The 19,948-nt window shown below is 63.8% G+C and carries 16 protein-coding genes; 3 read left to right on the top strand and 13 right to left on the bottom strand.

What is annotated here, in order from left to right:
* Window positions 1–43: 43 nt before the first annotated feature.
* The 9 genes from SB753_RS11195 to SB753_RS11235 all read right to left on the bottom strand — a co-directional run bounded on the left by SB753_RS11195 (window position 44) and on the right by SB753_RS11235 (window position 12,292).
* Window positions 44–1,429 (bottom strand): MFS transporter, encoded by a 1,386-nt coding sequence (locus SB753_RS11195; protein WP_087754564.1) that lies wholly within the window; start codon window positions 1,427–1,429, stop codon window positions 44–46.
* A 79-nt stretch (window positions 1,430–1,508) separates the two neighbouring features.
* Window positions 1,509–3,257 (bottom strand): GMC family oxidoreductase, encoded by a 1,749-nt coding sequence (locus tag SB753_RS11200; RefSeq protein WP_410800206.1) that lies wholly within the window; start codon window positions 3,255–3,257, stop codon window positions 1,509–1,511.
* Window positions 3,258–3,303: 46 nt separating this feature from the next.
* A complete protein-coding gene (locus SB753_RS11205; RefSeq protein WP_410800207.1) occupies window positions 3,304–4,110 on the bottom strand; it encodes an enoyl-CoA hydratase/isomerase family protein in 807 nt (268 codons plus the stop codon).
* Window positions 4,111–4,115: 5 nt separating this feature from the next.
* The gene (locus SB753_RS11210) at window positions 4,116–5,720 is read right to left on the bottom strand and encodes an AMP-binding protein (RefSeq protein ID WP_410800208.1); all 1,605 of its coding nucleotides are present in this window, start codon (window positions 5,718–5,720) and stop codon (window positions 4,116–4,118) included.
* Window positions 5,713–6,258: a (2Fe-2S)-binding protein gene (locus tag SB753_RS11215; protein WP_088174380.1), complete on the bottom strand. Its 546-nt coding sequence runs from the start codon at window positions 6,256–6,258 to the stop codon at window positions 5,713–5,715. The genes SB753_RS11210 and SB753_RS11215 overlap by 8 nt, the downstream gene beginning before the upstream one ends.
* A gap of 20 nt (window positions 6,259–6,278) precedes the next feature.
* Window positions 6,279–7,100: an FAD binding domain-containing protein gene (locus tag SB753_RS11220; protein WP_020066160.1), complete on the bottom strand. Its 822-nt coding sequence runs from the start codon at window positions 7,098–7,100 to the stop codon at window positions 6,279–6,281.
* Window positions 7,097–10,162 (bottom strand): xanthine dehydrogenase family protein molybdopterin-binding subunit, encoded by a 3,066-nt coding sequence (locus tag SB753_RS11225; RefSeq protein ID WP_410800209.1) that lies wholly within the window; start codon window positions 10,160–10,162, stop codon window positions 7,097–7,099. Before SB753_RS11225 ends, SB753_RS11220 begins: the two co-directional genes overlap by 4 nt.
* Window positions 10,159–10,815 (bottom strand): UbiX family flavin prenyltransferase, encoded by a 657-nt coding sequence (locus SB753_RS11230; RefSeq protein WP_310356908.1) that lies wholly within the window; start codon window positions 10,813–10,815, stop codon window positions 10,159–10,161. The genes SB753_RS11225 and SB753_RS11230 overlap by 4 nt, the downstream gene beginning before the upstream one ends.
* A complete protein-coding gene (locus SB753_RS11235) occupies window positions 10,808–12,292 on the bottom strand; it encodes a UbiD family decarboxylase (protein ID WP_410800210.1) in 1,485 nt (494 codons plus the stop codon). The genes SB753_RS11230 and SB753_RS11235 overlap by 8 nt, the downstream gene beginning before the upstream one ends.
* Window positions 12,293–12,617: 325 nt before the next feature.
* Here SB753_RS11235 and SB753_RS11240 point away from each other — a divergent pair, with 325 nt between their 5' ends.
* On the top strand, window positions 12,618–13,541 hold the full coding sequence (locus SB753_RS11240) for a LysR family transcriptional regulator (RefSeq protein WP_088174376.1): 924 nt from the start codon (window positions 12,618–12,620) through the stop codon (window positions 13,539–13,541).
* 23 nt (window positions 13,542–13,564) lie between these two features.
* Here SB753_RS11240 and hpnK read toward each other — a convergent pair whose 3' ends face one another.
* From hpnK to SB753_RS11255, 3 genes are read right to left on the bottom strand one after another with little or no spacing between them, the layout of a single operon-like run.
* Window positions 13,565–14,476, bottom strand: coding sequence for a hopanoid biosynthesis-associated protein HpnK (gene hpnK, locus SB753_RS11245; protein ID WP_410800211.1), 912 nt, complete (start codon window positions 14,474–14,476; stop codon window positions 13,565–13,567).
* Complete coding sequence (gene hpnI, locus SB753_RS11250; RefSeq protein WP_410800212.1) at window positions 14,466–15,839, bottom strand: bacteriohopanetetrol glucosamine biosynthesis glycosyltransferase HpnI; 1,374 nt, start codon at window positions 15,837–15,839, stop codon at window positions 14,466–14,468. The genes hpnK and hpnI overlap by 11 nt, the downstream gene beginning before the upstream one ends.
* Window positions 15,840–15,851: 12 nt before the next feature.
* Entirely contained in the window at window positions 15,852–16,202 is a 351-nt protein-coding gene (locus tag SB753_RS11255; RefSeq protein ID WP_410800298.1) for a hypothetical protein, read from the bottom strand.
* A 409-nt stretch (window positions 16,203–16,611) separates the two neighbouring features.
* Between SB753_RS11255 and SB753_RS11260 the strand changes: the two genes are divergently transcribed.
* Entirely contained in the window at window positions 16,612–17,271 is a 660-nt protein-coding gene (locus SB753_RS11260) for a response regulator (RefSeq protein ID WP_020066169.1), read from the top strand.
* The gene (locus SB753_RS11265) at window positions 17,272–18,780 is read left to right on the top strand and encodes an ATP-binding protein (RefSeq protein ID WP_410800213.1); all 1,509 of its coding nucleotides are present in this window, start codon (window positions 17,272–17,274) and stop codon (window positions 18,778–18,780) included.
* Here the strand turns inward: SB753_RS11265 and SB753_RS11270 are convergent.
* Complete coding sequence (locus SB753_RS11270; RefSeq protein ID WP_410800214.1) at window positions 18,777–19,874, bottom strand: flippase-like domain-containing protein; 1,098 nt, start codon at window positions 19,872–19,874, stop codon at window positions 18,777–18,779. The genes SB753_RS11265 and SB753_RS11270 overlap by 4 nt on opposite strands.
* Window positions 19,875–19,948 lie beyond the last annotated feature (74 nt).

Raw genomic sequence — 19,948 nt, forward strand, 5'->3', positions numbered from 1 at the left:
GTGGTCTTCGCAGCAAACGAAACGCTAACGTGCTGCCGGTGCTTCATACCGGTTCGCGAACCGCACCCTGATCGAGCTTGCCGAGCGTTTCCGGCACGATGAACGCGCCGATCAGAAAGATCACGCTGATCGCGCCGACAAAGATCGCGAGCGTCAATGGCAACTGGCTCGCATCTTTTGCGACGAGCGAGACCGCCGTCGGCATCATCCCGCCGATAGCGAAGCCGATATTCCACGACAATCCGGTTCCGGTCGCGCGAATCGCGGTGGGAAAGCGCTCGTTCAGGAAGATCAGAATCGGCGCGTAACCGGCACTGCCGAGCGCGCTGAGAATCACCGCATAGACGCCGACCATCGTGATGCTGGATGCGCCCGGCAACAGCAGGAACAGCGCGGGCAACGCGAAGAGACGAATCAGCCCGAGCCACACGAACGCTGTCTTGCGGCCGATAAACGTGCTCAGGTGTCCAGCGGCGACCGATGCGATCACCACCGCTACGCTGCACAGCATCAGGATCGCCGCGGCGGCGCCGTTCGGCGCGTGGGTCACCACTTTCAGGAAAGTCGGCAGATAACCCGACGTGAGGTAATAACCGCTGCCGCCGCCTACCGTCAGCAGCAGATTGACCAAGAGGATCGAGCGGTAGTCGCGCGAAAACAGCGTGCGCACCGGCGAGCGCACCACTTCGACTGGCGCCTTCACCGCCGACGTGGAGGCAGCCGCGGCCTTCGCTGCTTTTTCGGCCGCGAGCTTTTTCCACAGCGGCGATTCTTCGAGGCTGCTGAACACGAACAACCCGAGCACCGAACTGACGATGCCGGTGAAGAACATGCAGCGCCAGCCCCAGACTTCAAAGAGTTGGCCGGGAAACAGCGTGGACATCGCGAGATACGTGAGCGACGCGAGCAACGCGCCGAGCCCTGCTCCGCCACCGCCGATCAGTCCCGATACCGCGCCGCGATATTTCGGTGCGACGGATTCGGTGCCGATCGTATGAGTCGACGCCACCACGCCGCCCACGAACACGCCCTGCACGAGACGCAGCACGAGAAAGATGATCGGCGCAGCGAGACCGACCTGCGCGACGGTCGGCAGTGCGCCGAATGCCGCAGTGGAAAGGCCTACGCCGACCACGGCGATGATCATCGCACCCTTGCGTCCGTGGCGGTCCGCATACGAGCCGAACCAGGCCGAACCGAGCGGGCGCATCAGCAACGTCACCGCAAACGACGCGTAAACCGCGGCGAGCGACAGCATCGCGTGATCGGATGGAAAGAACAGCCGCCCGACCACTGGCGCGACGAACAGCAACACGAACAGGTCGAATAGATCCAGTGCCCAACCGAGGCACGAGGCGAATACTGCACCCATCACTTGCCGCTGATCTATCGCGGGCAAGGCGGCGCTATTTTGCGCTGCTAAGGACATCGTCATCTCCTTGACTGTCTGCGGACGTCTCTCGATCGTCCGCGATTTGGCGCACGTTCTTTCGCGTGCTTGGGTGGTGTTAAGAAACCTTGAGGAATGCGTGGCGATAATCGGCGCGGCTCGCAATGTCCGCATGCCCGGGAAGGCGCCGCGCGAGTATTGCGTCGGCGATCTTCTCAGCCATCATGATGGTCGGGATGTTGGTATTCGCAGACGGCAGTCGCGGCATCAACGACGCGTCCACGACCCGCAAGCCCTGTGCGCCGCGCACGCTGCCCGCCGTATCGGTGACGGCCGCCGGATCGCTGGCGTCGCCCATGCGGCAGGTGCCGCTCGCATGCCAGACACCGAACACGTTCGCGCGAATGAAATCCTCGAGCGCGGCCTGATCGGCGAGCAGATCCCCGAGCCGCTGACCACGCGTGAAGAAGCGTTCGATCAACATGCGCCGCAGCGGCGCGGGGCCGTCGAGCAGACGGCCGAGCAGCGACGTCAGCAGCGCATTGCCCGCGCCGACGCGGCTCAGCGCTTTTACCCGTGCGGAAAACGCAGCGGGAAAGAAGTCGCGGGAGTTCTCTCCGAGCCCCGAGGCCGCGACGATTTTCGCGAGCGTCCGCACGCCACAGGCAAGCCGCGCGATATCGCGCGGGTCGTCGAGCAGATTCAGATCGACGCGCGGCGGCGCTGCGGGATCGGCGCTAACGAGTTGCACGCGGCCACGCGAGTGGGGTCGGTTGCACCAGAGAAAGAAGAGGCCTAGCCGGTTGCCAAGTTCATGCCAGGCGGCGCGGGTCGCACTCGACAGATACAGGTCCGACGCTTCGCCGCCCGCAATGCCCGAACTCAGACGTGCGGCCATCATGCTCGCGCGTCGCCGCGACAACGGCATGCGCAATTGCGGCGCGAGAAAATGGCAGAACGTGAGCGACGGATGATCCTGCAGATTACGTCCCACGCCCGGCAGATCGATGACACAGTCGATGCCGAGTGCATTCAGCTCCTCCTTGGGGCCGATGCCTGCGTGCATCAGCATCGCGGGCGACTGCAGCGCACCCGCGCACAACACGACTTCGTTCGCGTTGAAACGAACGCGCTCGCCGTTGCGTGCGAGCGCGACCACGCCGCGCGCCACGCGCCCTTCCATCACGATGCGCTCCACTCGCAGATCGGCATGGATATGCAGATTGGAGCGCTTGCGCGTGGACTCGTCTAGATACGCGATTGCCGTGGACACACGGCGGTCATCGAAATTCGAGAATGCGGCGGGAAAAAAGCCGTCGCCGAATTCGGTATTCTGATCGTGCAGCGGCGCGACACCGTTCTTGCGCAAGCCGGTGGCGAACGCGTTGCAAAAAGGCGGCCAGTCGGCGGGCATGATGCGCCTGATCGGCACGGGTCCTTCTTTGCCGTGCAACTCGCCGTCCGGGAAATCGACGTCGCGTTCGAGCTTGCGAAAATACGGCAACACGTCTTGCCAGCCCCAGCCGCTCGCGCCGTTCGCCGCCCACGCGTCGTAGTCACGCGGCAAACCGCGATTGGCCGACTGCACATTGATGCTGGAGCCGCCGCCCATGACGCGGCCCTGTTCATAGACTCGCGGCGCCGAATCGCGCGTGGCTCGCGCCGTCAATTCAGGCCAGATGTACGTGTCGCCGCAAAACACCGGCAGTGGATAACTGTCGAGAATCTCCGGGGGCACGCGGCCCGGCGGCGTGTCCGCACCGGCTTCGATCAGCGCGACGCGCAGCGACGGCACCGCGGAGAGGCGCTGCGCGAGCACGCACCCCGCTGATCCGCCACCGACAATCACGTAATCGAAGTATTCCATCTGCGTGTCTCCTGAATCGTTTTATGTGCTACGGCACCGCGGTTGTTCAACTGCCGCGAAACACCGGCTTGCGCTTGCCATGGAACGCCTCGACGCCTTCGCGGAAATCGTCGGACGTGCGCAAGCGGCTATAACAATGTCCTTCGAGTTCGATTGCGATGGACAGCGGCGCGTCCTCGGTATCGTTGAGCAGTTTCTTCGCGGTTCGCTGCGCGAGCGGCGAGAACGCACGCAGTTCGTCGACGAGCGCATCGGTGGCCGCTTCGAGTTGCGCGTCGGCCACGCACTCGACCGCGATGCCCCACTCGTATGCCTGCTTGCCCGGAATGCGGCGCGAACGCATCACGATGTCCTTGGTGCGGCCTATGCCGACCATTTGCTGCAAGCGCGCCGATCCGCCGGAGCCGGGAATCTGTCCGAGCTTCTGTTCAGGCAGCGCATAGAAAGTGGTGTCGGTCGCAATCCGGAAGTCGCAGGCGAGCGACAATTCGAAGCCCACGCCGAAGCAGAAGCCACGATTGGCGGCAATCACCGGCTTCGAGCAGCGCGCCGGCGCCGCGATATTCCAGGCAAGCTTCGACACGTGTTCCGGGGACGCTTCCAGGAAGCCCTTGATATCGCCGCCGCTCGAAAAATGCTCGCCCTTCGCGCGCACCACGATCACGCGAACGCGCTCGTCTTCGTCGAGTGCCTCGAAGGCTGCGCGCAACTGATCCCGCGCATGCATCGAAATCACGTTGAACGGCGGCCGGTGCAGAACGATGTCGGCGCGCTCGCGTTCGGGGTCGATCTCGATCGAAAAGCCGTCGAGGTCTTGCAGCAGGCTCTGGCCGCTGTGGGTAAGCTCGGTCATGAGAATCACTCCTTGTTGATTTCGGTTTGCTTCTGAATGGTTTCGTTGCCGCGCTGGCGATCGCTCTCGCCGTTGCTCTCGTCTGTCAGGTATTCGCCCGCGGACAGCTTGCGGCGCAAAATCTTGCCGACCGGCGACTTCGGTATGTCGTCCACGAACACGTATTCGCGCGGGCGCTTGAAGTTGACGAGGTCCGACGTGCGGCAATACGCATCGAGCGTTTCGGCGTCGACGTATTCACGCCGTTTGATGAAGGCCACCACGCGCTGGCCCCAGCGTTCGTCCTTCACGCCGGCCACCGCAACGTCGTCCACGGCCGGATGCAGCGAGAGCACCGACTCGATATCGACCGGGGAAATGTTCTCGCCGCCGCTGATGATCATGTCGTCGACGCGGCCGGACACATACAGATCGCCGTCGCAGTCGATATAGCCTGTGTCGCCCGTGAAGTACCAGCCGTCGCGCAACGATTTCGCGTTCGCGTCCGGCCGGTTCCAGTAGCCTTCAAACGCTTCGTCGCCCAGCAGGTCGACGATGATCTGGCCTTCTTCGCCGACGTCCGCGAAATCGTCGGGCGTACCGGCCTCGAGCTTCACGACCCGCAGACGTGTGTTGATGCCCGCGCGCCCCGCGCTGCCCGGTTTTTTCGTCGCGTCCTGGTCGATACTGAATGTGTAGACCTCGGACGAGCCATAGTGATTGACGAACAGTTGCGGTTCGAACGCCGCCGAGAGCCGTTTGAGCAAGCCATCGTTCATCGGCGCGCCGGCGAAGCCGAGCTTCGTCACCGTGGACGTATCCGTCGACGCGAACGCAGGGTCGCCAAGCAGATCGTGATACAGCGTCGGCACGAGATAGAGGCACGTGACCTTCTGACGCGCGATAGCCTCGAGCGCGAAACCCGCATTCCAGCGACGCGCGCAAACGAACGTGCCGTCCACGAGTGCCATGGCGAGAAGCGAGCGAACGCCCATCGTGTGATAAAGCGGCATCACGCCGAGCGTGCATTCGCCATGACGGTAGAGGTTTTGCGCCACATGCGCGAGCGCTGCCGCGCGTTCCTGCCGATGACGCCGCGGCACCCCCTTCGCCTTGCCCGTCGTACCCGACGTATAGAGGATCAGCGAATAATCGTCCGCGACGGCATGTGCATCCGCGTCGGAGTTCGCGCGGCCGGCAACCTTTGTGAGCAGGCTGTCGAAGCCCGCGCTGCGCCCGGGCGCAACGTCGAGTCCGATACGCGGCACCTGTTGCGCTGCAGGACTTTGCATCACCGCCTCGGCCGACACCGGCTCGTAGACGATTGCCTTCGCGCCCGCGTCGCTCACGCAGTAATCGAGCTCCTCGGGTTTTGCCCGCCAGTTCAACGGCACGATCACAATGCCCGCAAACTGACACGCCCAGTGCAGCGTCGCCATTTCCCAGCGGTTTTGCAGCACTACAAGCAAGCGGTCGCCGTGCGCGAGGCCAAGTCCGCGCAGACCGTCGGCCACATCGACGATGATGTCGTGCCACTGCGCATACGTGAGCGAAAGCTCGCCGTCCACGAGTGCCAACGCGTTCGGACTGCGCTCGACGCTTTGCAAAAATGTACGCCCGAGATCAAGCATGGCTCGCCTCCAGCGCGTCGCCCGTCACGTTGCGTTGCCGACGGCGCGCGGCCACATCGAGCACGGCCGCGACGATCGGCGTATAGCCGGTACAGCGGCACAAGTGGCCGGACAGCATGTCACGCACCTGCGCTTCGCTCGGATCGGGCACGCGCTGCAGATAGTCGGCGCACGACATCAGGATGCCCGCCGTGCAAAACCCGCATTGCAATGCGTGATGGCGTTGAAACGCTTCCTGCAGATCGCCGAGCACCATGTCTGGCGCAAGACCTTCGACAGTGTCGATGCGCTGCCCTTGCGCCTGCACGGCCAGCATCAGACAGGACCGCGCGGCAACGCCGCCTACGTGAACGGTGCACGCACCGCAGACGCCGTGCTCGCAGCCTACGTGCGTGCCAGTCGCCCCCAGTTCGTGGCGAATGAAGTCGGACAGCAGATCGCGCGGCTCGCAATACGCGCTCCGTTCCCGGCCGTTGAACGTCAGCGTCACGCACTGCCGTTCGTCTCGCCGCACGACTTGCGGCAGGCCGTCTGCCATTTTTCCATTGGATGTGTTGCTCACTTTGCCTCCTCTATCACGCGCCATCCGAGTTGCCGGACCAGATGCCGGCGATAGCTCGCACTGATATGCGCGTTGTCCTGCGCGCCCAGCTTCCAGCTCAAATCGTTCAACGCCCCGCGCAAATCGTCGCCGGACAGACGCGGCCATTGCTCGACCACTGGCCGGTCCGCCACGCCGCCCACGGCGAGACGGATGGCATCGTCGGTGACCACTGCGGCGCACGCGACAATCGCGAAATCGCCATGACGTGCCGAGAATTCCGCGAAGCCATAACGCTCGCCTTCGCGCTTTAGCGGAAACCGCACCGCTTCGACGAGTTCGTCGGGCTCGCGCGCAGTCATCAACATGCCCTGAAAAAACGCGTCCGCCGAAAGCACGCGTGGCTTCTTTTTCGAGCGCAGCATCACGTCGCCGCCGAGCGCGCTCAGCACGAGCGGCAGTTCGGCACTCGGGTCCGCATGCGCGATCGAGCCGCACACGGTGCCGCGATTGCGAATCTGAAAGTGCGAGATGTGCGGAAAGGCCATTGCGAGCAACGGCACTTCATCGCGTAGCGACGCGCGCCATTCGACGCTGCCTTGCGTCGCCGCCGCGCCCACCGTCAAAGAACCGGCCTTGCGGTCGACGCGCACCGAGTCCAGTTCGCCGGTGCGCGAAATGTCGATCAGCATGCGCGGTTGCGCGAGCCGCATGTTCAGCACGGCCATCAGCGATTGGCCGCCCGCGAGCACGCGTGCGTCTTCGCCGTGTTGCGCCAGTGCGTCGAGCGCATGTTGCGCGTTCATTGCGCGCAGGTAATCGAACGGCGCGGGTTTCATCGTTGTCTCCTGAAGCGGGCCAACAAGCGCGACAGCCACGAACCGCCGCCCTCACCAGAACTGTGGGCAGACGCGTCGAGCGGCTTGCCCGCGGCCTGGCGTCCCAGCGATTCGAACAGTTGACGCAACACAACTTTCGCCGCGCCTTCCAGCATGCGCGCGCCGACCGCCGCGACCTTGCCCGAGACCTGCGCCTCGTAGTCGTACGAAAGACGCGTGCCGGTCGCGATAGGCGTCAGTTCGACAAGACCGCTGCCGCGTGCGCTGCCAAGCGACGAAATGCCCGCGCCCGCGAGGCGCAAACGGTGCGGTGCGTCGATCTCCGACAAACCGATCTTTGCCTCGAACCGCGCCTTGATCATGCCGACACCCACCGTCACGTCCGCGCGATACTGGTTCGGACCTTCGGTTTCGAGTGCGTGACAGCCGGGAATCACCTTCGCGAGCGCGTTCGGATCGAGCAGCACGGCAAACACGGCTTCGGGCGTCGCGGGCAGATCCACACTGCCTTGCGCGGTCAGCGCCTTGCCGCTGCCGGACATCGCCGGGTTCTTCGGCGCGGGCGCTTCGCGCAACTCAGGGCGCGAGGGTTCGGGGTCGTCGATGCCGATCAGCGCCATGACTTTCGAAGGCGTAAGCGGCAAACGGATGTCGTCGACGCCGAGCGCATCGGCCACCGCATTCGCGATGCATGGCGGCGTGCTCATGTTGTTTCCCTCGCCGAGTCCCTTCGCTCCGAGCGGCGTGAACGGCGACGGTGTTTCCAGATGCACGATCACCGGATCGGGCACTTCGCACGCGGTCGGCATCAGATAGTCGGCAAGCGTGCCCGACTGGAAGCTGCCGTCCGCGCCATAACGGAACTCTTCCATCAGCGCCGCGCCGAGTCCTTGCGCGAACGCGCCGCGAATCTGGCCGTCGGCGAGCGCGGGATTGAGCAACGTGCCAGCGTCGTGTGCGGTCACATAACGGTCGATGCGCACGCGGCCCGTTGCGCGATCCACTTCGACCCCGCACATGTCGAACGCAAAACCATAGGCTGCCGACGTATTGACGCGATCGTTCTCATCGGGCGCCGCCATGTTCGGCGGATTCCAGAACACCGTCTCGCGCAATCCGGGCTCTTCGCCCTCGGGCAGCAACGCGGGCGCCCAATGCGGCGCATTCGCGGCGACCCGGCCAAACGGCTGTGCACGATCCTCCGCGCCTTGCGCGAAGATGCGGCCGCCCTCGAAGCGGACATCTTGCGGCGCACAGTTCAGTTGCTTCGACACGATGCGCGCGATCTTGTCGCGCACACGCATGGCCGCGAGATGCACAGTGCCCGCGACCGCGCCGGCAAAGCGGCTCGAATAATTGCCCGCGGCGACCGACCACGCGTCCTTGTGCGTATCGAATTCGACGTTGACGGCCACCTCGTGCGGTGCAATGCCGAGCACATTGGCCACCACCTGCGCGCATACCGTCATGTGGCCCTGGCCCGCAGGCGTCGATGCGATTGTCACGACGACGCCCCCGAGGAGATCCACGCTGACCGTCGCGCTGGCAATCGCGCCGCTTTTTGGACCGGCCTTGCGACGCGCTTCAGCGGGCATCACGGTCGTGATGTAGCCCATGTTCGAGATCGACGGCTCGACGATCGCCGAGAAGCCGATGCCGTACAGGCGCCCTTCGCTACGTGCGGCCTCGCGGCGGGCACGCAGTTCGTCGTAGCCGCCTTCGTCGAGTGCACGGCGCAACGCTTCCTGATAGTTGCCGGAATCGAGCAGCGCGCCTGCCGCAGCGCGATAGGGGAACGCATCGGCGCGCACGAAGTTGCGGCGATACACGTCGAGCACATCGAGCCCGAGTTCGACGGCGATCCGCTGCATGAGCCGTTCGAGCGCGAAATACACCTGCGGTCCGCCAAACCCTCGCACGAGTCCGGTGGGCGTCTTGCTGGTCAGCACGACGCGGTTGCGCACGAGCAGATTGTCGATCGCGTAGGCGCCGGTGAGACACCCATGCATGCGATAGAAGGTGGCGGGCTCCGGCGCACGCACATATGCGCCGCAGTCTTCGAGTTGATCGTAGGACAGCGCGATGATGCGCCCGTCGTTTTCGACCGCCGCTTCGAGGGTGGAAAGGCGCGCCGTGGCGGACGTCGCCGCACTCAAATGCTCGAGCCGATCCTCGACCCATTTGACCGGCGCGCCGGCCTTGCGCGACGCGAGGCACATCAGCACCACATACGGAAACACCGCCTGCTTCACGCCGAAGCTTCCGCCCGAATCGCGCGGCGCCTTGTGACGCAGACGATTCGCCGGCACGTTCAAGGCCATCGCCATGACCGCGTGCAGCGAGAACGGGCCCATAAAATTCGACGTGACGTCATAGCCTTCGTCGCCAGCAAGATACTCGGCAATCACCACGCCGCATTCGATCGGCGCACACGTATTGCGCGGATAATGCGCGACCAGTTTCACGCGATGCGGTGCCTTTTCGAACGCCGCCTCCGGCTCGCCGTAGCGGAAATGCCGGTCGCTGATCACGTTGCTGCCCACCTTCTCGTGCAGCACCGCGGAGTTATCCTCGACAGCTTTCTCGATCGACGTAACAGGTTCCAGCGTCGCGTATTCGACCTTGATGAGATCGAGTGCGTCTTCAGCGAGAGCGCGCGTTTCGGCCAGCACGACCGCCACCGGTTCGCCGACATACCGTACGCGGTCCATTGCGAGCGCCCACTGCTCCATTGGCGATTTGACGCCGACCACGAACGGGCGCGACCATGCGCGCAGATCGTCACGCGTGAGAATCGCGCGCACGCCTTGCAGTTGTGCCGCCGCTTGCGTATCGATTGCAAGCAGTTCCGCATGCGCGTGCGGCGAGCGCAAGACCGCCGCGTGCAGCGTGCCGGGACGCACGCCGATGTCGTCGCCATAGCGGCCCCGGCCCGTGAGAATCGCGGGATCTTCGAGACGCTGCATCGGACGCCCTACGTGACGCAGTACGCCTTGCGCGGCGTCGGCCTCGCGGTCCTGTGTGGCCGCATCGGCGGTACTTACCAGATCGCGCTGGTTCATTGCTCGCCTCCCGCTTGCCGTTGCGCGAATTCGTCGGCGAGGCCGCTCCAGCGTTGGGCGATCTCGCCGTGCTCGATACCGAACAGATCGAGAATGCGCCCGACGGTGTGATCGACTACGTCTTCGATTGTTTTTGGATGCGCGTAAAACGCGGGCACCGGCGGCATCACGATCGCGCCCATCTCGGTCGCGTGAGTCATATTGCGAAGATGCGCGAGATTCAACGGCGTTTCGCGCGCGACCATGACGAGGCGGCGACGCTCCTTGAGCATCACGTCGGCGGCGCGCGTCAGCAGGTTGTCGGCGAAACCGTTCGCCACGGCGGCGAGCGTTTTCATCGAGCACGGTGCGATCACCATGCCGGCCGTGATGAACGATCCGCTCGCCACCGCCGCGCCGATATCGCGCACGTTGTAGACCACGTCGGCCAGACTATCGAGGTCGCCACGGGTCATGCCGAGTTCTTGTGCAGCCGTGACCGCGCCCGATGCCGACACGATCAGATGCGTTTCGTGTGTGCCGAGACGGCGCAATGCAGCAAGCAGGCGCGCGCCGATCAGCGCGCCGCTAGCGCCTGAAATGCCGACGACGATGCGCTGCGTCCGAGCCGCGCGCAGATCGTGCCGGTTAGTGTCGAGCGTCGCTTCAGACATGACCGTCACCGAGATAAGCGTCGAACGCGGCGTTATCCGCCGCGACGAGTGCGTTCAGATCCACTGTGTCCTCACCGGGAATCCGCACGCGCGTGAACACGTGCGACGCATAGGCAACAGGACGCGTCGCGTCGAGTCCCATCTTCGCGCTGATGCCCTGCAGATACGCCGGTGCGTCCTCGGGCTGGCCGACGGTAGTCGACGGATCGAGTGGCGAGCCTTGCGCGCCTTCGATCACGACGAGGTCTCGATCCGCCTGGAAGCGCGTGGCGATTGCCCATTCGATTTCGGCGGGATCGTGCACGTCCACGTCTGTATCGACCACGACCACCTGCTTGATGTCGTAATGCGCGCCGAATGCGCACAGAATCACGTTCTTCGCCTCGCCCTCACGCTTCTTCTCGAACTGCACCCACAGGTGATAACGGCACACTCCGCCTACCGACAGGTGCACGTCCTTCACGTTCGGATGGCTGCGTTGCAGATGCGCGAGCAGCGTCGCCTCGCGTGGAATTGCGCCGAGCAGCAAATGCTCCATCTCGGCGGGCACGATCGTATGAAAGATGGGGTCCGTGCGATGCGTAACGGCGGTGACCTCGATCACCTCGCGCGCTTCCTGTGCGCTGTAGTACTTCGGGAACTCGCCGAACGGCCCTTCCATCTCGCGCACGTTCGGCAAGATGCGGCCCTCGATCACGATTTCAGCGAAAGCCGGCACATGTACTCCGTTGCTCACGCATTTTGCGACCGGCAGCGGTGCGCCATGCAACGCGCCTGCGATCTCCAGTTCGTCGGAGTCGATTGGAGAAATAGCTTGCGACGCGAGCATCGTGAGCGGATCGACGCCTATCGCAACCGCCACGTCGAGCGCGTCGCCGGCCGCTTCTGCCGCTTTCTGGAATGCGTGAAGATGACGCGGCAACAGCAGAATCGCCATGCGGTCCGCAGCGTGCACCTGAATCCGGTTGATCGACACGTTCTGCACGCCAGTACGGGGATTGCGCGCAATCACGAGGCCGGCGGTAATGTACGGGCCGTTGTCGTGTTCGCTATGTGTAGGAATCGGCAATAGCGCGTGAAGATCGATATTCTTCGTATGTACGACCTGTTGGCACGGCGCTTCGTCGCGCCGCACGAGTCGCGATGCGAGCGGATGCTCCGCAGCATCGCTAAAGCGCGCGAGCAATTGACTTTCGTCCACCCCGAGCGCTTCCGCGATCCATGCGCGCCGGGACATGAAGCCGCTCACCACCGGCACGCGATGACCGCCTGGTCGCGTGAAAAATGCCGCCTGCGTGCCGTCCAGGCGCTTGGCAATCGCCGCCAGTTCGTGTTTCAGCGCGACGGCCTGGTCGATCGTCGCGAGGCGTCCGCTGCACGCGAGATGCGCGAGCCAGTCGCGCAAAGCAAGGGCTCCGCCTTTGCGGGCCCAGCTCGGGTCTAAGGTTTCGTGCGGGGCGGCATCACGTGTATTCATCTGCGTCTCCATCGATGACTGGCTTCATGCCCCGCTTGAATTCCGCTTCATGCCGGAATGGAGCGCCAGTTGATGATGAAAGCGTAACGAGATCCGCGTATAACTTCTAATATGGAATATTGATGCTTCGAATCATTCCCGATGATATGAGTGTTAGCACCAATGACAGCAGTTTGTAGGCGGGTTATCAATCAACCATCCGTATGCAAGGGCATATGCACGAGTCTGTTCACCCTTGTTGATGGCGTGCCGTCCGGTCCGCTGCGCGTGTTCTGATAAGCCGCGCCCCGCTCATTAGGTTTGCTGATGTTTTACTCATATCAACATGGACCTCCGGCAAATCCAATATTTCATCGCGCTGTTCGAGGACGGCTCCGTCACCCGCGCCGCTAAACGGCTGAATATCGTGCAGCCCGCGCTCAGCATGCAAATCGGCAAACTCGAAGAGGAACTGCATCAACAACTGTTCGAGCGCAACGCGCATGGCATGGCGCCGACCGCGGCCGGGCGGCTGATGTATCGCCTCTTTCTGCCGATCATGCGCGACCTCGCGCATGCACGTCAGCAACTCGTACAGCGCGACGAAGTGGTGACCGGGCATGTGTCGATCGGGCTGATTGCGTCGGTGACCGAGAGCGTGCTCGCCGATGCGTTGTCGCGCTTTCATGCGCGCTATCCGCATGTCGAAGTAACGGTGGCAGACGGCTACAGCGCGACGTTCATCGACTGGGTGGCGGGTGGTCAGCTCGACGCGGCGCTCATCAACAAACCGCGCGCGCGTCTCTCGCTCGACGCACAGCCGCTGCTCGATGAAGAGATGGTGCTCGTGACGAGCGCCGCGAACGGCCCCGAGTTGCCTCACGCGATCGAACTCGCACAGCTTCCCGAACTGGAACTCGTGCTGCCGACGAAGCGCCACGGCCTGCGCGGCGTGCTAGATACGGCCGCCCAGCACGAGGACGTGCTGCTCGCACCGCGCTTCGAAATCGACGTGTTGAGCACGATCGTGAAGCTCGTAGAGAGTACGCGCTTTGCGACTATCCTGCCGCGCATCGCGGTGCAGCGCGCGGTGAGTCAGGGCAGTCTGCGCGCGTATCCGATTCTCGCGCCGCGCATCGTGCGGCACATTGTGTGCGTAACGCATCCGCGGCGGCCCTTGAATGCGGCGGCGGATGCGCTCGTGTCGGTAATCGCCGATGAGTTGCGCAAGGTGTCGAGCGCGTCGGAGATGGAGGCCTCGATCGAATAACCACGCGAGGCGCGAACCTTCAATTATTCGGACACATCGGCGAAGCCGCCAAGCCTTGCGCCAAGGGCCCGAATGGCGCGGGCGACGTCCGGTGAAAGCAGTGCCTGCAGTTCGTCGGCGTGGCGGTAATCGCGCATGCCGTCGGTCAATGCTCGCTCGCCCGCAATGGCAGGATGGCAGTATATTTCTGCGACGCCGCCATTTAACGAAGCGAGCGCCGTGAGCCACGCGGCCTCGTCCATGCGGCCGCTGCCGGCGATGCCGACGACATAGTCGTTGTGAAAGATGCCTGCACGGTCGAGCCGCGCTTTGACCAGCGCGATCCACGGCCTGAGCCACAGCGGCGCATTCGACTCGAACGGCAAACGCATCGCCTTCATGCCGAATTCCCGGCCAATCTCGAGGATCAAGCCAAGCACGGTCGGATGCAAATGAAAATGCTTGTGCGTGTTCACGTGATCGAGCGCGAGTCCGGTCCTGGCAAACGCCTGGAACTGCGCGCGAATTTCGCGCGCCAACTGCTCGCGTACATGCGGCAGAAAGAAGAACCGCACGCCGTCGCGAACCATGTTGTCGCCGAAGCGGCCATGCTTATCGAGCAATGCCCCAATGCAGGTGCGCGGCAATACAGCGTCGCCGTCGGCGAGAACGAGATGAAGGCCCACGCGCAAGTCCGGCATTGCGTGCGCGCGCTCGACTGCATCGTTTGCGGCGGGCGCACCGATCATGAGGCTGGCGGCGGTGAGCACGCCGTGTCGGTGCGCCTGTTCGACGGCCAGATTCACACGAGAATGCAAGCCGAAGTCGTCGGCGGTGACGATCAACGCTCGGGGCCTTTCGGTGCACGGCTCGAATGCTTGCGGTCCGGAAGCATGCGGCTTTAATGCTTGCGGCTTTAATGCTTGCGGCTGTGGTACATCCACCTCAGCGGCCATCGGATGCCTCCATCACGTCCATCGAGCGCAATGGCCTCGTGCGCGCGGTCGAACGGGAGCTTCCGACCCGAACGCGCGTGCCACGCCACGTGACATGTGAACCGAAAGCAGCAGCAAGCCATTGAAACAGCAGCAACGTATCGCGCAACGGCAGAAGCGGAAGATCGCGCCAGAACGCACGCCCGAGCGAGTCCGCTGTTTCACCGGGAAATGGGCACCGCAATGCGATTTCATGGCGCGCGGCGCGCAGATGCAGCATCAAACGCGCGGCCACTCCCGCCATTGTGGCGGCCGCGCCGACGAGCGCGCTCCAGCCAGGCGCGCCACCGTTCGCGCCGATCCCGAACCCAGCGCTCAGACACGCGCCGGCGACGAGCCAGGGAGTCGGAAAAGTGATGAACAGAAAAGCGAAACCGAGCGGATTCACCGAACGTATCGTGCGCAACCAGCGCGTCTCGCGTTGCCATAGTTCTGCAAACGTGGGTTCGGTCACATCGGTGGCCACCATCACGCGCGAGAGCACCGTTTGCAAGCCCAGCGCGCGCACGTGTTCGGCTAGCCAGTAGTCGTCGGCAAGACAGTTCTTAAGGGCCTCGAAACCGCCGATCCGTTCGAGCGTGGCGCGTCGCAACGCAAGCGTGGCGCCGAAACCGAAGCGCCGCGAACCCGCCATGTGCGCAACGCGTACCGATGGCGCAAACCATTCGTTGACGAATAGCGCGCCCACGCGCGGCCAGAAACCGCCTACACCTTGCGCGGCATAAAGACAGGTGAGAACGCCGATGCGTGGGTCAGCAAGCGGCGCTGCCACGCTCTCCAGATAATCGTCCCGCACGGCGATGTCGCTATCGGCAATCACGATCACGTCGTGACGCGCGCGCTCGACCATGTTCATCAGATTGCTGACTTTCAGGTTGCTGCCATGCACGCGCGTGTCGATCGCAAGCTCGATGTCGAGCAACGGATACGCAGCCTGCAAACGACGCGCGACGGCAATCGCGGGGTCGTCGGGAGAACACACGCCAAGAACAAGCTGAAAATTCGTGTAACGCTGCTCGCAAAACGTCCGCAGGTTCTCATAGAGGCGCGGCTCGGCGCCGCACAGCGGCTTGAGCACACTCACGCCCGCATGCGGCAACGGATCGGTTCGGCACGAGGCGCGCGCGCCGAACTTCGCACCGTGCACGAGGCTTCTCGGATCGACTGCGGGAGCGGCCGGCGAAAGGTCGTCGCGGTCCAACGCGGCGCGGCCACGAACGGTAGAGAATGGCATTGCGACCGTCGCAACCAGCGTATACAGCGACGCCGCGATGCAAACGGCGAACAGAATCCATTCGCCTGCAGTGAATGCGTGCGCAACCATTGGCGGATTCCGTCAGTGTCCGCGCAAGACGAACGGTGTCCCGGTAAGGCGAAGATGCAAGATGACGAGCCAAAGCCGCGGACAATCCGGGGCGATGGCGACTGGCCTCGCGTAGAGGCCCGCAACGTTCGCGTAGCGATCTGCAACGGCAAGGTGGAATGCGGCTTGGGCAACCTGGCGGGCCACGATCACGCCGCCCGCGACCATGGCGAGCGCGGCGAACCGGAAAGCCGCGGAGACAAACAGATGTTGCGCGCCCGGCAGCGCCGCTACCGTCACACAGGCGAGCACGTCGGCTGCGAGAGCCGTGAGCGAGGCCACCATGAGATGGGCTCGCAGCATATCGACGGTAGCTGGCTTCATGGCTTCGTATCGTGGCCTGATGAACGCATCGTGCGGCTTCTCGCAAGCCAGCAGCGCCCACTCTTCGACGCAATCGTCCGCAAGAAGAATAACGGTCACCATGGCGAGGCATCTGCCGTGAATTCCGTCGATGTACTTACGATTTCGTTTCGGTATTCCGACAACAGAGGGCAATGCAGCGTGCTCATGTCAGATGTTCATTTGGCGAATTCATGTTGCCAATACAACGGTAAGCCGTTGATGAGCGATGGTATCGATTCAAGCTGAAGGAAACCTTAAGCAAAACGCGGTATAACGCTGCTAGCGGACCGCATGGCTGACGCTGGAAGCTGCAGCCACTGGGTTCATTCGCCGGGTTCATTCGATGCGTACCGTCCCACCATAAAAACATCTACGGAATTTCTGCCCTATGCGTGTACTTCTCGTTGAAGACGACGATCTGATCGGCTGCGGGATCGAAGCAGGTTTGCGTCAAGCAGGTTTCACTGTCGACTGGGCGCGAGACGGCCACAAGGCCAGTCTCGCGCTCGACACCACGAGCTATGCGCTCGTCGTGCTCGATCTCGGCCTGCCGCGCGTGTCTGGCATGGACCTGCTCAGACGGCTGCGTGACGCCGGCAATGACGTGCCGGTGCTCGTGCTGACCGCGCGCGGCACGGTGGTGGACCGCGTGGGCGGTCTCGAAGCAGGCGCGGACGATTATCTCGGCAAGCCCTTCGACCTCACCGAACTCATCGCGCGTTGCCGTGCGCTGCTGCGACGCGCGCAGGGCCGCAGTGTCGAGCTGATCCGCTATCGGGAGCTCACGGTGAACCCCGCGTCGCAAACTGTGGAGGTGGCCGGCAAACGCGTATCGCTTACGTCGCGCGAATGGGCGATCCTGATCCAGTTGCTGACGAATCAGGGCATCCCGCAATCGCGCTCGCGTCTCGAAGAAAGCCTGTATGGATGGCAGGAGGAGATTGAAAGCAATGCGATCGAGGTACACGTGTCGAATCTGCGCAAGAAGCTGGGCGCAAACCTCATACGAACCGTGCGCAATATTGGCTACGTGGTGGAGAAACAGTAGATGAGCGCATCCATTCGCCGGCGGCTCATGCTGCTCGTGCTCGCCAGCATCGGGCTCGTCTGGGCGATCGCTCTCGCGTCCAGCTATCGCCAGGCCACACGCGAAGTCGCAGAGTGGGAGGAAGCCCGGCTCGCGGAAGTCGCACAGATGCTCGCATTGCTCGACCAGTCGAATCTCGCCACGCTCGCCAATGCGCACATCGACGTGCGCGAGGAAGAACGAGGCGGAGAGACAAGTGCGAACGACACCGACGACGACGATTCGCTGCCGCGCGACGCACTGTTCCAGGTGCGCGCGCGCAATGGCGACGTGATTGCCGGCAGCCCGCCCTTGCGCGCGCTCAATGCGTGGGATTTGCCGGTACCGCCTGTCACCGGCGTGCAGGACGTCGTGCTCGGTGGCCAGACATACCACTCGTTCACGCTGCGGGACACGCCGCTCGGGCACACGGTGCGCGTATTCGAACAGGCCAACACCCGCAGCGATCTGGTGAGCGGCGTCGCAAGCCGCATTGCGCGCCCTGCCTTGATCGCGTTGCCGGTGCTCGCACTGCTCGTGTGGTGGAGCATCGGCTGGAGTCTCGCGCCGCTGCGTATGCTCTCCGATGCGATCCGTTCGCGGGACATCAATCGCCTCGAGCCTGTCGATATCGGCCATGTGCCAATCGAGGTGCGGCCGCTCGTCGACGCGATCAATCTGCTGCTCTCGCGCCTGTTGCATTCGCTCGAACGGGAACGCGCGTTCACTGCCGACGCTGCACATGAACTCAAAACGCCGCTCGCCGCGATCAAGGTTCAGGCACAAGTCGCGCTGGCCGAACCGGACCCCGCACGTCAGCGGCTCGCCATGGAGCGCGTCGTGCAAGGCGTGGATCGAAGCGCTCGGCTCGCCGAACAATTGCTGTTGCTCGCGCGCCTAGACATGCAGGAGAAAATGGCAACGGCACCGCTCGCGCCTGGCGCCGTCGCGAAGAGCGCATTGCTGGCGAACGCGGGCAATGCGCAGCAGAAAAACATTCGCGTGACGCTGAACTGCGACATGCGCGCGGAGATCAATGCGGAGCCCGTGCTGATCGGCATTCTCTTCGACAATCTGCTGGATAACGCGATCAAATACGGGAGCGACGGCGGCACGATCGAGATCGCGGTGCGGCGTGAGAAACAGCAGGTTCTGGCGCCACTGAAGGAGCCGCTGAAAGAGCCGCTGCAAGAACCAGCGAAAGAGCCGGCGAGAGAGCCGCTATCCGAACGCATTCTAGTGAGCGTGCGCGACGACGGCCCAGGCGTTGCGCCAGCAGATCTGGCGCGTCTCACGGACCGCTTCTTCCGCGCAACCGGCAACCAGGCGACCGGCAGCGGCCTCGGCCTGTCGATTGTCGCGCGCATCGCGCAACACTTCGGCGCCACCGTGCGATTCGGCACTGGGCTCGACGGCCGCGGGCTTGCCGTCGACGTATCGTTCCCCGCTTACACGGCGGCCTCTGTCAGACCTCTGAAGCCAGCCGGCTAGCGGCGGTTCGTGTCCCCCGCGACGCTGCCTTCGGCGAGGGGTGCCTGCTGCCGGCTGTGAACGGCGCCGCCGCGCTCGCGACGATGCTCTGCCCGGTTCGCCCGCAGCGTCGAAGTGTGCGCGCGATCGCGTTTTGACGTCTCGGCAAACTGCCAGGCGATCAACCCCGGCACGAAGATCAGCAGATCGCGAATCCGGCGTGCGCCCGCAAGCGCCAGACAGGTCGACGGATCGAGACCCAACGCGCCGCCGATCAGGACGAAGCCGCCCTCCTGCACGCCGAGACCGCCCGGCACGAAGAACGCTGCGCTGCTGATTGCCTGGATCAACGACTCGATTACCACGGCTTCGACAAGCGTCACTTGCGCGCCGAGAAAATACAGCGCGAGCCAGATTTCGAGCGACGTCAAAAAGCACTGCAGCGGCTGCCAGAAAAACAGGTAACGCAGCACTACGCCGCGGCGTCGCCAGATCAGCTTGATTGCCCGATCGATCTGCGCCGACTGCCCCACGAGTGCGGCGAGCTTGCCGCTCGTCATGTGATTGAGCGCGCGCGTCATGCGCTCGAACGGACTGGCGTGCTGCACGAGCGCGAACAACACGAGCAGCGGCGTCAGCACGACCACACCCCACGCGAGTTGCCCGGCGAACCGCAGCGTGTCGGAATGGGCATGTACGAAAAGAAAGCCGATGCCGACCATCGTAAAGAGCAACTGGCTGATCACGGTCAGCTGCATGTCGACGATGATGCTCCCCACCGCCGTCGACGGCCGCACGCCCCAACGCCTGAGCATGCGAAAAGACACCACTTCTCCGCCGATGCGCGCGACCGGCAGCATGCTATTGACGGATTCGCGCACCCACACGAGGTGCAACATGTTCGCAATGTGCGGCCGGTTTGCGCCACGAATCAGCGAACGCCAGTCGCAGGCATTGGCGAGCATCGGCAGTACGTGCGCGAGCGCCGCGAGCACGAGACCCGCGCCGGCCGCCCGCAATGCGCCGAGCACCGCACCCGGGTTGTCCTGCCAGACGAGCCACAGCGACGCGATGAGCCCCGCGAGCGCGGCGACGCGGCCTAAATGCTTCATCATGCGACGACCTCGCGCATGCAAGGGACTCGCCGCTCATCGTTCGATTCGGAAGACCTGCGCGTCATTGCTGCCCT

Origin of the sequence: Paraburkholderia sp. SIMBA_053 (assembly GCF_046534895.1) — a bacterium.
Classification (GTDB): domain Bacteria; phylum Pseudomonadota; class Gammaproteobacteria; order Burkholderiales; family Burkholderiaceae; genus Paraburkholderia; species Paraburkholderia caledonica.